This is a genomic window from Bradyrhizobium sp. AUGA SZCCT0182 (assembly GCF_018130185.1).
In the GTDB taxonomy this organism is placed as follows: domain Bacteria; phylum Pseudomonadota; class Alphaproteobacteria; order Rhizobiales; family Xanthobacteraceae; genus Bradyrhizobium.
Genome location: NZ_JAFCLY010000042.1, coordinates 1 through 13,805 on the forward strand (window position 1 = coordinate 1; position 13,805 = coordinate 13,805).

A 13,805-nucleotide genomic window follows, 5' to 3' on the forward strand; every position below is an offset into this window, starting at 1 on the left:
CGCCAATGCCGTAATCAGGTCCGGACAGCCTTGGAAAGGCGCTAACGCCTCTTGACAGCTAACACGGTAGATCCCGGATCGCGCTTCGCTTGTCCGGGACGACGACTAAGAACACACCTTCGCGATCTCGCGACGCGATGCGCCCGAGGTTTGCAAGAAATCTCTTCCGCCCCAATTCAGAGGGCGCAGGGAATGCCGGATGCGCGCTGCACCCGCGGTCTCATGTGCGACTGTGCATAAGAATGCTGCACATGAGCATACAGGGCAGCGGAGAACATCCGACATTCCCTGCGCAGTGGCTTTACGGCTTATGACGCGCTCTCCCCGGTGAGACGGCCTCTATTGCCACCGTCGCCCCTCGGAAGCGTTGGCTCCCGAAAGACTTGACGCCGTTACGGGCGCCAGGACCACACGCTTTCGCCGTACGCTTCAGCCGCGACCGTCAATCGCCACATCAGCGTCCACCGCATCCCCGCCCCTCGTCATGACGACGGCCGACGCCCCTCTGAGTGGGACGGGATGAGTGAGAATGTGCCGGTGATTTGGCTCGAAGGAAAGGGAAAAGTTTTTGATTTTCGGAAATTTCTGACTTGACACGATTTCTGACAATCAGAACTGATTTGCCCGTCGGGTTATTTTGTCGCGGGATCGGATTGAAGCGCGTCCGCCGCCATGATCGCCGCGGCGGCAACCAACACGATGCACGCGCCGGCCAGCACGACGGAGAGCGAGAGTGCACCGTGCAGCCCGCCCGCCATGATGCCCCAACTGGGCCGCGGCGGCTCTAGGCCGAGGCCGATCGCGTCCAACGCGCTGACCGGCACGATGAGCCAGCCGAGCAGCAGCAAGCCGAGGCGTGCGAGCGATGGCGGGGCCGTAACCCGCAGATAGGCTACGGCGACGGAAAACATCATTCCGAAGCCGACGATGCTCCTGCCGTGTCCGGGACCGAGCCAGGCGATGCCAGCGATGACAGCAAGAAAGCCCGGCAACAACGATGCAGCGCCGAGAGCTGCGAGCATGATATGGCCGATGGGCGAACGCCCGAGCAGGAATTTCGGCGCCACGAACAGGGCGCGCGCGAGAACAATGACGACGCGTTCGAACCGCCGCGTCAGGAGACGCACCATCAGGCCGGTCGCCAGAGCGAACGCTGCCGTCGCCAAGGTTTGCCCCAGCGTATAGGTTGCGCCGGCGAGCAGTCGGCTGAGCGTATCGCGGCCGAGCTCATCGCGGCCGAGCCAGTTGGCGAAGTCGGGCACGGCGAACCGCATGGGAAGGTTGACGCCCAAATAAGCGTCCGGAGACCGCAGCGCGCCGCCGATCGCCATTGCCGCACCGGTCACGAGGATAGTTGCGCCGACAGTCAAGCGGATTGAAGCCACGGCACCCACCCTTTGCTTTCATGGAGTCGGGTAGTCGCGTCCAGGCCGCGTTGCGTTCAGGGGCACGGTGCCACTTCACGGAAGCGGTGGGTTACGCTGCGCTAACCCACCCTACGCAGTTGCGATTGCCGATGGACTCAGCGCCCCGCCAGCTGATCCGCAAAATAGCCGATCGTCTTGCGATAGATCGTGGCTCTGTTCCACTCGCGCATCGCCTCGAAATTCGGCGTGCCTTCGCTGTAGGGCGCGCCGGGCTTGAAGCCGGAGACGTGCAGCAGATTGGCGGTCGAGGCGAGCACGTCGGGGACGCTGTGGCGCAGATCGACGTGGCCGTTGCCGTCGAAATCGACGCCGTATTTGATGTAGGACGACGGCAGGAATTGCGTCTGGCCGATCTCGCCGGCGAAGGCGCCGATCATATCGCGCAGCGGCAGGTCGCCGCGCTGCACGATCTTGAGCGCCGCGATCAGCTCGCCCTGGAACAGTTCGGTGCGGCGGCAATCATGCGCCATGGTGGCGAGCGTGCGGACGACCGGCATCTTGCCGACGTCGCCCTTGCCGAAATCGGATTCCAGCCCCCAGATCGCGACGATGATCTCCGGCGGCACGCCGTACTGCTTCTCGATCCGCGACAGCAGCGAGGCGTGCTTCAGCAGCATCTGGCGTCCCATCTTGATCCGCCCGGGCCCGACGCGGGTCGAGACATATTGCTCGAACGTCTTGTTGAAGGTGCCGCGCTGGCGCCGGTCAAAGGCCAGCACCGCGGGATCCTGCGTCACCCCCGACAACGCCTGCGAAATCACGCCCTGCGAAACGCCGGCGGCGGCGGCCTCCTGCGAAATCGCCGCCACGAAGGCATTGAAATCGCCGCCGCAGCGGGCGGCGTGAGCGGGGCTGGCGGCGATGACGGCGCCGAACAATACGGCCAAACAAAGCTTACGCATGCGAATCCCTTGTAACGTCCAGGTTGTGTCGATCATGCCATGAGATGAGGGCGCGGAGCTAATTTTCGTCGTCCCGGCCTTGAGCCGGGACCCATACGCCGCGGCTCCCGTTGTAGGAAAAGGAAGATAACGACTGGCGTGTAACCCAACTATCGCCTGTGGTTATGGGTCCCGGGTCAAGCCCGGGACGACAGTTTGTTGTGGCTCAAGCCCGGGACGGCTTTATTTGTGGTTCACACCACACCAACCTCACTCGCTCCCTCCGTCGATCTGCCGCCCCATCAGCGCGATCGCCTTCTGGTAAACGCCGGCGGCGTTCCAGGCCTGGATGGCGGCGAAGTTGGGTTCGCCGGGCTGGTAGCCGGCGCCGGCGCGCCAGCCATGGGCTTTGAGGAAATTCGCGGCCGAGCTCAGCGCGTTGGCGGAGTTCTCGAGATTACCGGTGCCGTAGGCCAGGATGGCCTTGGGCATGAACTGGGTCTGGCCGACTTCGCCGTGCATGGAGCCGCGCTGGTTCGGCGACAGCACGCCGCGATCGATCAATTGCAACGCCGCGTAAAGGTGCTCGGTGAAATAGGCGGTGCGCCGGCAGTCATAGGCCAGCGTCGTGATCGAGGAGAGCATGTTCTGGTTGCCGCGCACGGCGCCGAAGCCGGTTTCCATGCCCCAGATCGCGAGCAGCGGCCCCGGCGGCACGCCGTAACGCTGCTGGATGGAGGAAAACAGCGCGGCCTGCGAATTCTTCAATTGACGCCCCTTGGCGACGATCGCATTGGCTCCGCGCTTGGCGAGGAATTGATCGAGCGACAGCTGAAAGCTGCGCTGGCCGCGATCGGCGTTGATGGTCGCCTGCGCGTAATTCGTCGCCATCATGGCCTGGATGGTCGCGGCGCTGATGCCCTTGGCCCGCGCCTCGCCGGCGAACGACTGCTTCCAGGCCTCAAAGCCGGCGGCGGAGTTGCCGCATTGCGCGGCATTGGCTTGCGGGAGGGACGTGAAGAAAACGGCAAGAACAAGGGAGCAGAAGGCAAAGGCATGGCGAAAGAAGTGCATGGGGAAACCATCTTCAGTGTGGGTGCCGGAATATCAGGTCTGCTTCTAGCACGTCTGCCGCCGCGCTTCGAGCGTTGCGGCAAGGCCGCTTGGCCGGTATCTTTCCTAAAAATGCAGAGATTTTCCGAATGGCCCTTCCCCACGCGATCATCAAGCCGCTCCTCGTCCTGCTCGCCTTGTCGCTCATCCCGGCCGCGGCCCTGGCGCAGACCCGCGATGTCGTGGGCTCAAAGGATTTTCCCGGCATCGGCCGTTTCGCCGGCAGCGTGATATCGGGACATCAGGTGAAGAATTTCGATGTCGCGCGGATGCAGGCAGCCGTCTTCAAGGACGGCAAGCCATCGGATACGCCGCGCCTCGAAGGCCGCATCACCCGCATCGCCTATCGCACCAGTCCCGGCCCCTCGATCACGGAGGTATCACGGAATTTCGAGACGCAGCTGACAAAGGCCGGATTCGAGACGCTGCTGAGCTGCGACACCGAAGCCTGCGGTGGCATTCCCTTCACCGAGGCGATCGAGGCGCTGCCGATCCCGCAGATGTGGGTGGACGGTTTCAACTATCGTTACTTTTCGGCGCACAAGCGCGAGAACGGACGCGAGACCTATGCCAGCGTCATCGTCAGCGAGAACAACCGCGATATCTACGCGCAGCTCACGATCGCCGAACTCGGCGCGATCGAGAACAAGATGGTGGATGCCACTGTCATGGAAAAGGGCCTGCGCGAGACCGGCCGCGTCGCGCTCTACGGCATCTACTTCGACACCGACAAGGCGATCATCCGGCCCGAGAGCCGCCCCACCCTCGAACAGATCGCAAAGCTGCTGGCCTCGCAGGTCGCGCTCAGCGTCTTCATCGTCGGCCACACCGACAGCCAGGGCCCCTACACCTACAACCTCGACCTCTCGCGCCGCCGCGCCGAAGCGATCGCCGAAGAGCTGGTGAAGAACTATCATATCGGTGCGCCGCGGCTGCGCACCGCGGGCGTAGCGCATCTGGCGCCGGTGGGGTCGAATGCGAGTGAGGCTGGGCGGGCGTTGAATAGAAGGGTGGAGTTGGTGGCGCCGTAGGGGGGAGCCACGTTAACGATAAGTTAATATCTTGGGTTCTCAACGTCGGAAATAGACGCCCCCACCTTGCCCGCAACAGTTGAGTTGGGCAGAGTGAGTGGTGGGGGAACACATGGCATCGAGTTGGAGGAAGGCTCGGATTAAGCCGTTGGACATCGCACTTGATCGCGACAACCCGCGCATCAACGTCGAGCCCAACGACAAAGAATCCGACATCATTCGCAAACTAATCAAATACGAAGACGTATTGGATTTGGCGCGCAAGATCGCGAAAGTCGGGCTGCTGCCAGGCGAGCGCATCATAACCGTGCAAGAAAGCGGCCAGTGGGTTGTCTTGGAAGGCAACCGCCGAATCTGCGCGTGCAAGTTGCTGCTCAGCCCTAACCTTGTCCCGGCAGAATACCGCAAGACATTTCCGAAGATAACCACGGCCTCTGAAATCGCATTGATAGAAAAGGTCGACGCCGATGTAGCGCCCGATCGAAGGTCAGCTGAACCGATCCTTACGCTGCGGCATACCGAGTCCGGTGTCCGCAAGTGGAAGCCGGTCGCTAGGATGCGCCGAGTTCGTCGGCTTCTAGACGAGGGCTTTTCGGTAGAGCAAATAGCCACCGAAACGAATTCGTCAGTCGGCGGAATTCGAAAGACAATCCGTGAGTATCGCTTGCTGCAGCTGGCCATAGATTTGGCGGGCTTGACGGTTGCGGAACAAGCGAAGCTTGAGGATCCTGACCTAAAGACAAACCCTTACCCCCATGAGCATTTGTTTGCACCCGTACTTCAAGATGCGGGCAACCCAAATACTCGGCCTCAGTTTCGAATCGAACATAGCCATTTGGGTCGCAGAGTGCGCCGGGAAATCGCTCCAAGCGATTAAACCAGGTGCCATCGCGATGATAGAAGGCCTGCGCGGCACCAATTCCCCATTCTTCGTTACGAATGCGTCCTATCGGTGCTGCCATTGCCACCTCCCAATCATCTAGGAATCACCAAAAATTACGCGATCAGGGCGGATGCTTCAACTTCCGCAGCGATTTCGCCCTGAAGCTGCCTGATGCGTTCTCTGGTCACCGAGAACTGCCGGCGAGCGCAAAGCAAGCCGCTTCAAGACCCGCAATTTTCTTTGACTCCAGCCCCCTTATCGACCAAAAGCCCGCATGGCCAAGAAACCCGGGACCAATCCCAAAGGCGAGTTTGCCTTTTTCAACGTCGTCTATGAGGACGACTCGCAGCGCTCCAACCGGCGCGTGCCTGCCGAATTGCTCGGCGGGCTCGACGGCGACGAGCCGGCGCGTGCGTTCATCCTCGAGCAGGACCGCGAGATCGCCGAGAAATCCGGCCGCACGCCGCTGGAGATCAAGAGCATCAGCCGGGTCGGGGCGAAGAAGAAGTAGGGTTTTCGTCATGGCCGGGCTCGTCCCGGCCATCCACGTCTTTCTTGATTATTTGAAGCCAAGACGTGGATGCCCGGGTCAAGCCCGGGCATGACGATTGTGAATGCTGGACGAGCTTGACTCGTGGCGACACCCCCACCCCGCCCTCCCCCGCAAGCGGGAGAGGGAGCGCACCGCTGGCGCGGAGGCAGCGTGATCCGGTCTCATCGCGGCGGCAGCTTAATTCGAGGCGCATGCACGCGCGATCGCACACTAAACAAAAACGGCGAGCCTTGGCCCGCCGCTTTGTTTTTGGATGGATTGCCGGGTCAAGCCCGGCAATGACAGTCAATACTGACTTACGAAATCAATTATCCAGGAAGCTCCGCAGCTTCCTTGACCGGCTCGGATGCTTCAGCTTGCGCAGCGCCTTGGCTTCGATCTGACGGATACGTTCGCGGGTGACCGAGAACTGCTGGCCGACTTCTTCCAGCGTGTGGTCGGTGTTCATGCCGATGCCGAAGCGCATGCGGAGCACGCGTTCTTCGCGGGGCGTCAGCGAGGCCAGCACGCGGGTGGTGGTTTCGCGCAGGTTGGACTGGATCGCCGCGTCGATCGGGAGGATCGCGTTCTTGTCCTCGATGAAATCGCCGAGATGCGAATCTTCCTCGTCACCGACGGGGGTTTCGAGCGAGAGCGGCTCTTTCGCGATCTTCAGGACTTTTCGAACCTTCTCCAGCGGCATGCCGAGCTTTTCGGCGAGCTCTTCCGGGGTCGGTTCGCGGCCGATCTCGTTCAGCATCTGGCGGCTCGTGCGCACGATCTTGTTGATGGTTTCGATCATGTGCACGGGAATGCGGATGGTCCGCGCCTGGTCGGCGATCGAGCGCGTGATCGCCTGCCGGATCCACCATGTCGCATAGGTCGAGAACTTATAGCCGCGGCGGTATTCGAACTTATCGACCGCCTTCATCAGGCCGATATTGCCTTCCTGGATCAGGTCGAGGAACTGCAGGCCGCGGTTGGTGTATTTCTTGGCGATCGAGATCACGAGACGCAGATTCGCCTCGACCATTTCCTTCTTGGCCTGGCGGGCTTCGCGCTCGCCCTTCTGCACGCCGTGCACGATCTTGCGGAATTCGCCGATCTCAAGCCCGGTCAAAGCGGCCAGCGACTGGATCTCGTGGCGCAAATCCTTGATGCGGTCCTTTTCGTGATGGACGAAATTCTTCCAGCCTTTTGCCGAGAGTTTCGAGACACGGTTGAGCCAGCGCGGATCGAGCTCCGAGCCCTGGTAGTTGCGCAGGAAGTCTTCGCGTGCGACGCCGTGGCTGTCGCCGAGGCGCAGCAGGCGGCCTTCGAACGAGACCAGGCGCTTGTTGATGTCGTAGAGCTGCTCGACCAGTGAATCGATACGGGCCTGGTTGAGCCGCAGCGACTTCACCTCGACGATGATTTCGTCCTTCAGCTTCTTGTATTTGCGCTCCTGCGAGGGCGACAGCGTCTCGCTCTGCAGCTGGTTGGCGATGTCCTGCTCCTGCAGGCGGCGCAGCTTCTTGTATTCGGAGGCGATCTTGTCGAAGGTCTCGACGACCTTCGGCTTCAGCTCGGCCTCGATGGCGGCGAGCGACATCTGGTTTTCGAACTCGTCGTCGTCCATGTCGCCTTCGGCGGCGGCCTCAGCCGGATCCTTTTCCTCGGTGTCGCCACCGGGTGCGGATGCGGGTGCTGCGCGGAACGGCGTCGCCGACGGCGGGGCGGCCGGCGGCGCGACATGCGCAGGTGCGCCATTGCCGTTGGCGGCGGGCAGCGGCTGGCCATCCGGGCCAACGGGTGCTGCCAGCATCGCCGGGTTCATGTTGTTCTTGGCATCGGGGCCGGCGTAGGTGGCTTCGAGATCGATGATGTCGCGAAGGAAGATCTTTCCTTCGTTGAGCTCGTCGCGCCAGATGATGATGGCCTGGAAGGTCAGCGGGCTTTCGCAGAGGCCCGCGATCATCGCCTCGCGGCCGGCCTCGATGCGTTTTGCAATCGCGATTTCGCCCTCGCGCGACAGCAGCTCGACCGTGCCCATCTCGCGCAGATACATGCGGACGGGATCGTCGGTGCGCTCGCCGGGCTCGGATTTCTTGACCTCGGTGACGGCCTTCTGCGTGACCTCGACAAGCTCGTTGTCGGTCTCGTCGTCGGCCTCTTCCTTCTCGTCCTCGCTATCAGCCTCTTCGGCCTCGGACACGTTGATGCCCATGTCCGACAGCATCGACATGATGTCTTCGATCTGTTCGGGCGAGGTGGTATCGGAAGGCAAAACTTCGTTGAGCTGATCGAAGGTCACGAAGCCGCGCTTCTTGGCCTGCTTGATCATCTTCTTGACGGCGGCATCCGACAGATCGAGCAACGGCGACGGGGCGTCCGGCGAGTCCTTCTCGGGGGCGTCCGCTGCCTTGTCGTCTTTTTCCTTGTCTTTAACCTGCAGCGTCTTTGCCTTGGTGGCCATTCATCAAGCTCCCGAAACGCGCTCATGCAGGATGCGGCCGCCGCACCTGCAATACGAAAAGTAAGTCACGACGCGGAAAGGGCGGCGCAGACTGTCGCCACCCCGAATCCCCGTTTCGCCGGTTATGTCTACTAGCCGTAAGGCTCTTAAGCTTCGCTTAACCCTGTTTTTGCAGCCAAACCATGGGTTTGGCGAGTCTTTTAACGGCTCCGGCACGAACCGTCCGCATCATTTTTTCATCTGACGCTTAATCAGACGCTTTGCCGGAATCGGCCTGAAAGCTCGCCAAAACCCTCAATCAGGGCCTCGGTGCCGTCCAGCGACTCCAAACGGGCGCTGACGTCCTTTAACCACGCCAGATTGGCCTCGCTGGACTCCTCGCCCAGGGCCAGCTCGGCATCCTTCTTTTCCCTAAGTAAGGCGTGTGTTTTCTGATGCAAGGCAACGAGTTGCTGCCAGGTGGAAAGAACGTCTTCCCGGGCGGCGCCGATCTGCACGCCCCAGACCGCCCCGGTCGTGATCGCGCTGCCAACCCTTTGAAGAACTTGCGAAAATCCGCGCGCTTCGAGATCGGCGCGCATTTTCTCGGCCTGTTCTTCGACATCGGGGGAATGGTGATGATCGCCGGCGAAGGCTGCAATAATACCGGCGCGGAGCTTGTTGGCCTCCGGATGGGCCAGTTCCAGGGCCGCCACCTCCTCCAGATGGTCGTGCAGCAGCCAAGGGTGGTTGATCAGGGATTGCAGAATCAGCGCCTCGCGGCGGGACATCGCGCTGCGCTGGCCGCGCATGATCGGGCTATTTGCAAGCTGGGGACTGGCGGCCTGGTAGGGACCACGGTTGATGGTCTGGCTGGCGGAGTTCGCCTGCCCGCGGCCGCCATAGGGGGCCGCCCGGCCCGCAGGGCCCGGGGTGAAGGAGGCGCGGGAGGCAAAACGGCGGCCTGATTCGCCGGGTCGTCCTCCGCCGAAATTGCCGCCGCCGAAATTGCCGCGGCCATAGCCGCCGCGGCCGCCTTCGGGGGCAAAGGTGTTGCGAAGCCGCTCGGAGAGATCCTGGCGATAATAGCGCCGCACCACTTCGTCGCGGATGCCGTTCGAGAGTTCGCCGATCCGCGCTTCCAGCGCCGCGCGCCGCTCCGGCGTCGCAAACGTGCCGCCCTCGATCTCGCGTGACCAGACGATATCGGCGAGACCGCGCGCCGCCGAAATCACTTCCTCGATCGCGGCGCGGCCGCCGGAGCGCGCGAGGTCGTCGGGGTCCTGTCCCTCGGGCAGCAGCGCAAAGCGCAGGCTCTTGCCGGGCTTGAGATGCGGCAGCGCGAGGTCCGCGGCGCGCCACGCGGCTTTCTTGCCGGCCTTGTCGCCGTCGAAACAAAGGATCGGCTCGTCCGCCATCTTCCACAGCAGCATCAGCTGATTTTCGGTCAGCGCGGTGCCGAGCGGCGCAACGCTGGCCTTGAATCCTGACGTGACCATCGCGATGACGTCGACATAGCCTTCGACCACGATCAAGGACGCGCCGTCATGCGTGGCCTGCCGCGCGGTGGCGAGGTTGTAGAGATTGTCGCCCTTGTGAAACAACGGGGTTTCCGGCGAATTCATGTATTTGGCGGGAACGTCCTTTTCCAGCGCCCGGCCGCCGAAGGCGATCACACGATTACGGACATCGGTGATGGGAAACATCACGCGGTCGCGGAATTTGTCGTACGGCACCGGGATATCTTCGCCGCCGTTGAGCAGCCCGGCCTCGACCATGTCCTCGGTCGGGATGCCCTGCGCACCCAAAAATTCCTTCAGCGCAAAGCGTTCGCCGGGCGCGTAACCAATGCGAAATTGCAGCTGCGTCGCCGGCGAAATCGCGCGGTCGGCAAGATAGCCGCGCGCCTTGGCGCCGCCCGGCGAAGCCAGCGTGTCGGCGAAGAATTTGGCGGCGAGCTCCATCACGTCATACAGCGTCCTGCGGCGCTGCTCGTGCTTTGCCGCATCCGGCGTCACCGCCGGGAGCGCCATGCCGGCCATCGAGGCGAGGCGTTCGACCGCCTCGGTAAAACCGACGCCCTCGGTCTCCATCAAAAACGAGATGATGTCGCCATGCTTGCCGGAGGAGAAGTCGTGGTAAAAACCCTTCTGGTCGTTGACCGTAAAGGACGGCGACTTCTCCTGCTGGAACGGCGACAGCCCCTTCCACTCCCGCCCCGCCTTCTTCAGCTTGACGCGCCGCCCCACGACTTCGGAGACCGGAAGCCGGGCGCGCAGTTCTTCGAGGAATTGGGGCGTAAAGCGCATGGGTGAATTGGGGCCTTGAGTCGCTGGTCCGGATTCTAGCACGTTGGCCAACCGGCCATGGATATAGGGACGCGCCGGTAAAATACGAAGCTAATTGGCTTTCTCGCCGCTATTCACAGCCTCCCTCCCCGTCATTCCGGGACACGCGCAGCGTGGACCCGGAATCTCGAGATTCCGGGTTCGATGCTCCGCATCGCCCCGGAATGACGAAGACATCTTGCCCCCCGCCCGGTTCCACGCTTCCATGTCGCCATGTTCACGACCTTCAGAGGCGGGCAAAGCGGGGCCTGGCAGGTGGTGTCGCAGGCCGCGGTCAAGGGCGCGGGGCTGTTGCGCACGCCGGCGCTGTCGATCGTCCATTCCTCTTCGATCGCGCTGCCGATCCTGCCCTCGCAGGCCTCCTGGCGGCTCGCCGGGGTCGCGAGCCATGTGCGCTATACCGAGCGCGCCGAGAAAACCCAGCTGGTGGCGGTGCAGGCCGGGCTCGGGCGTCCCGAAGCGACCCGCGCGGCGCTGATCCCGATCAAGAAAAACGCCGCGTGGTGGGACCTGACGCAGGAAGAGCGGCGCGGGATTTTCGAGGACAAGTCGCAGCATATCGCCGCCAGCCTGAAATATCTCCCAGCGATCGCCCGCCAGCTCTATCACTGCCGCGACCTCGGCGAGCCCTTCGATTTCCTGACCTGGTTCGAATACGACCCGGCGAATTCAGCGCTGTTCGATGAACTCGTCGCGATACTGCGCGAGACCGAGGAATGGACGTATGTCGAGCGTGAGGTCGATGTACGGCTGGAGCAGGAACGGCTGGATGCGGAGTAGCTGGTCCACTCCCTCTTCCGCAAGCGGGAGAGGTAAACGCAACACCGGTTGGCTACTGCTCCAGAAACTTCCCCGAAGCGATGCGCGGCAGGCCGGTGACCGGCCAGTTGTAGACATACGTCCACGCCTCGCTCGCGCTGCCGTCGGCGAGCGTGACGTTCAGCATCTGCCTGACATATTCGGTCGGCGCCTGAAAGCCCGGGCCGCAGGCCTCGTACATGTCGAACTCACCGAGCAACGCATCGCGGTCGCGCAGGCGATACAATTCGCCGGACACGATGTCATCAGACTCATTCGAGAGCACCAGCCCGGGATAGTGCTTGATGAGATAGAGCCGGCCGCGGCACGTGGCCTCGCCGATGAAATCGGCGCTGCGCGACAGCAGCTTCGCCATCGGATGGTCGAAGCCGCGCATCAGGGTGCCGTAGACGAAGAGACGGTCTGAAATCATGGGCTGCTTATAACCGTCATTCCGGGATGGTGCGCAAGCACCAGACCTCAGGTGCGCCAATTGCGCACCGGGGAATCTCGAGATTCCGAGTTCGATGCTTGCGCATCGCCCCGGAATGACGGGGCGTCGACAATCAAGCCACCACCACCTCGTCGCTGACGACGACGAATTTGACGAGATCCATGCGGCCAAAACTCGTGGTCAGCGCGACGTCGGCGGCGTCGCGGCCGGTGCCCATCAGGATGCGGCCGATCCGCGGGTGATTGTGCCGGGCGTCGAAGGTGTACCACTGGCCGGACAGGTAGACCTGAAACCAGCCGGAGAAATCCATCGGCGCGGGATCCGGCGGAATGCCGATATCGCCCATATAACCGGTGCAATAGCGCGCCGGGATGTTCATGCAGCGGCAGAAGGTCAGCGCCAGATGGGCAAAATCGCGGCACACGCCGGCGCCCTGCTCGTAGACGTCATGCGCCGACTTCATGTGATGCGCATGCTGGTAGCCGAACGTCACATGGTTGTGGACGAACTCGACGATCGCCTGCACCCGCGCCCAGCCCTCGGGCGTGCTACCGAATAGCGACCAGGCGATATCGGTGAGCTTGTCGGTCTCGCAATAGCGGCTCGGCATCAGATATTGCAGCACCTCGTCGGGCAACTGGTCGATCGGGATCTGTTGCGCGGTCGGCATCACAATATCGGGCAATCCGGAATCGCGAACCAGCGCGCTGCCGCGCAAGGTCACGCCGCCGCTGGGGGCCACCAGCCGTCCGCAGACATTGCCGAAGATGTCGCGATAAAAACCGATCGGCACGTCAGGCTCGGCGACAATGCTTTCCGTGCCGACGATGTCGGAAAAACGCGACGGATGGATCGAGAGCATGATCACCATCGGCGTCGGCTGCACGGCCGCATAGGCGATCTCGAAGCCGACCTTGATCTCCATGATCAGACCTTTTCCGCCTGCGCTTCGTCAATGACGGAGACGACGTTGATATTGACCTCCATGCCGACGAAGGCGTCCGCCGAGCCGAGATATGCGCCGTGCAGCGGGATAGCCTGGCGCGGATCGCGCGCTACCGCGACACGAATGAGGTCACGGGTGCCGATGATGCCATTGGTCGGATCGAACTCGATCCAGCCCGCGCTCGGCAGATAGACCTGCACCCATGCATGCGTCGAGCCGCCGCCGACATAACCATGCGCACTGTCGCCGGGAATGAAGAGATAGCCGGACACGAATCGCGCGGCGATGCCGAGCCGCCGCAGCGCCTCGATCATGAACAGCGCATAGTCGCGGCAGGTGCCCGACTTCGTCTGCAGCGTATCGAGAGGATGCTGCGTGCCCTGCTCGTGACGCTTGCGATAGGTGAAAGCTTCGCGGATGCCATGGGTCATGCCGCTGAGAATGTTGTAGGTCCGCGTCGGCCCGTCGGATTCGAGAAATCCCCGCGCCCAGAACGACAGATCCCCGTTGGGATCGCCATATTGCGGCGTGATGAACTGCACCAGATCGGGAAACTCTTCATCGTCGTACTGGAAGGGATAGAAGTAGGCCGGGTCATCCGCGGTCAGCGCGAATTCTTCCGCCGGGTTGTGCTCGATCGTAGCCATCGAAGTAAACGACAGCGTCTGCGCGCGCTCGTCGAAGGTCGCGATCGCGACGCTGTTGCCAAACACGTCATGGATCCAGCGCAGCTGCATCGGCTGCGGCTCGATCTCGAGGCTGCCGGACAGCACGCGCAGATCATGGCCGTCGCGCGGACGCAGCATGATGCGGTGTTCGCCGAACGCCACCGGGTGCGTGTAGCGATATACGGTCTTGTGGTGAATCGTGAGTAACGGCATCGTCAAACAATCATCGTGATTTTGGGCCGGCTAATCTATACAAAAACCTGCTCATTTGTAGACCGATATGCCGCTTC

General features: G+C 62.3%; 12 protein-coding genes. 4 read left to right on the plus strand and 8 right to left on the minus strand.

Going from position 1 to position 13,805, the window contains the following annotated elements; all coding sequences use genetic code 11:
- Nucleotides 1-632: 632 nt before the first annotated feature.
- The 3 genes from JQ611_RS32265 to JQ611_RS32275 form a co-directional block, all read right to left on the minus strand.
- Nucleotides 633-1,385: a hypothetical protein gene (locus JQ611_RS32265; protein WP_212467735.1), complete on the minus strand. Its 753-nt coding sequence runs from the start codon at nucleotides 1,383-1,385 to the stop codon at nucleotides 633-635.
- Between the two features lie 137 nt (nucleotides 1,386-1,522).
- Entirely contained in the window at nucleotides 1,523-2,329 is an 807-nt protein-coding gene (locus JQ611_RS32270; protein WP_212263093.1) for a lytic transglycosylase domain-containing protein, read from the minus strand.
- 249 nt (nucleotides 2,330-2,578) lie between these two features.
- A complete protein-coding gene (locus JQ611_RS32275) occupies nucleotides 2,579-3,382 on the minus strand; it encodes a lytic transglycosylase domain-containing protein (RefSeq protein ID WP_212467736.1) in 804 nt (267 codons plus the stop codon).
- Between the two features lie 128 nt (nucleotides 3,383-3,510).
- On the opposite strand from JQ611_RS32275, the gene JQ611_RS32280 reads away from it, so the two are divergent.
- From JQ611_RS32280 to JQ611_RS32290, 3 genes are all read left to right on the plus strand, one after another.
- Nucleotides 3,511-4,452, plus strand: coding sequence for an OmpA family protein (locus tag JQ611_RS32280; protein ID WP_212467737.1), 942 nt, complete (start codon nucleotides 3,511-3,513; stop codon nucleotides 4,450-4,452).
- Nucleotides 4,453-4,600: 148 nt separating this feature from the next.
- Nucleotides 4,601-5,329, plus strand: a complete 729-nt coding sequence (locus tag JQ611_RS32285) for a hypothetical protein (protein ID WP_212467738.1) — start codon at nucleotides 4,601-4,603, stop codon at nucleotides 5,327-5,329.
- 280 nt (nucleotides 5,330-5,609) lie between these two features.
- Entirely contained in the window at nucleotides 5,610-5,846 is a 237-nt protein-coding gene (locus JQ611_RS32290; protein ID WP_192736715.1) for a hypothetical protein, read from the plus strand.
- Between the two features lie 346 nt (nucleotides 5,847-6,192).
- On the opposite strand, the gene rpoD is transcribed toward JQ611_RS32290, so the two are convergent.
- Entirely contained in the window at nucleotides 6,193-8,322 is a 2,130-nt protein-coding gene (rpoD, locus tag JQ611_RS32295; RefSeq protein WP_192736716.1) for an RNA polymerase sigma factor RpoD, read from the minus strand.
- Nucleotides 8,323-8,573: 251 nt separating this feature from the next.
- Complete coding sequence (gene dnaG / locus JQ611_RS32300; RefSeq protein ID WP_212467739.1) at nucleotides 8,574-10,610, minus strand: DNA primase; 2,037 nt, start codon at nucleotides 10,608-10,610, stop codon at nucleotides 8,574-8,576.
- A 252-nt stretch (nucleotides 10,611-10,862) separates the two neighbouring features.
- Between dnaG and JQ611_RS32305 the strand changes: the two genes are divergently transcribed.
- Nucleotides 10,863-11,429, plus strand: coding sequence for a chlorite dismutase family protein (locus tag JQ611_RS32305; protein ID WP_212467740.1), 567 nt, complete (start codon nucleotides 10,863-10,865; stop codon nucleotides 11,427-11,429).
- A gap of 52 nt (nucleotides 11,430-11,481) precedes the next feature.
- On the opposite strand, the gene JQ611_RS32310 is transcribed toward JQ611_RS32305, so the two are convergent.
- The 3 genes from JQ611_RS32310 to JQ611_RS32320 form a co-directional block, all read right to left on the minus strand.
- Nucleotides 11,482-11,880: a gamma-glutamylcyclotransferase gene (locus JQ611_RS32310; protein ID WP_212390176.1), complete on the minus strand. Its 399-nt coding sequence runs from the start codon at nucleotides 11,878-11,880 to the stop codon at nucleotides 11,482-11,484.
- Between the two features lie 133 nt (nucleotides 11,881-12,013).
- Nucleotides 12,014-12,826, minus strand: a complete 813-nt coding sequence (locus JQ611_RS32315; protein ID WP_212467741.1) for a transglutaminase family protein — start codon at nucleotides 12,824-12,826, stop codon at nucleotides 12,014-12,016.
- 2 nt (nucleotides 12,827-12,828) lie between these two features.
- Entirely contained in the window at nucleotides 12,829-13,728 is a 900-nt protein-coding gene (locus JQ611_RS32320; protein WP_212263103.1) for a transglutaminase family protein, read from the minus strand.
- Nucleotides 13,729-13,805 lie beyond the last annotated feature (77 nt).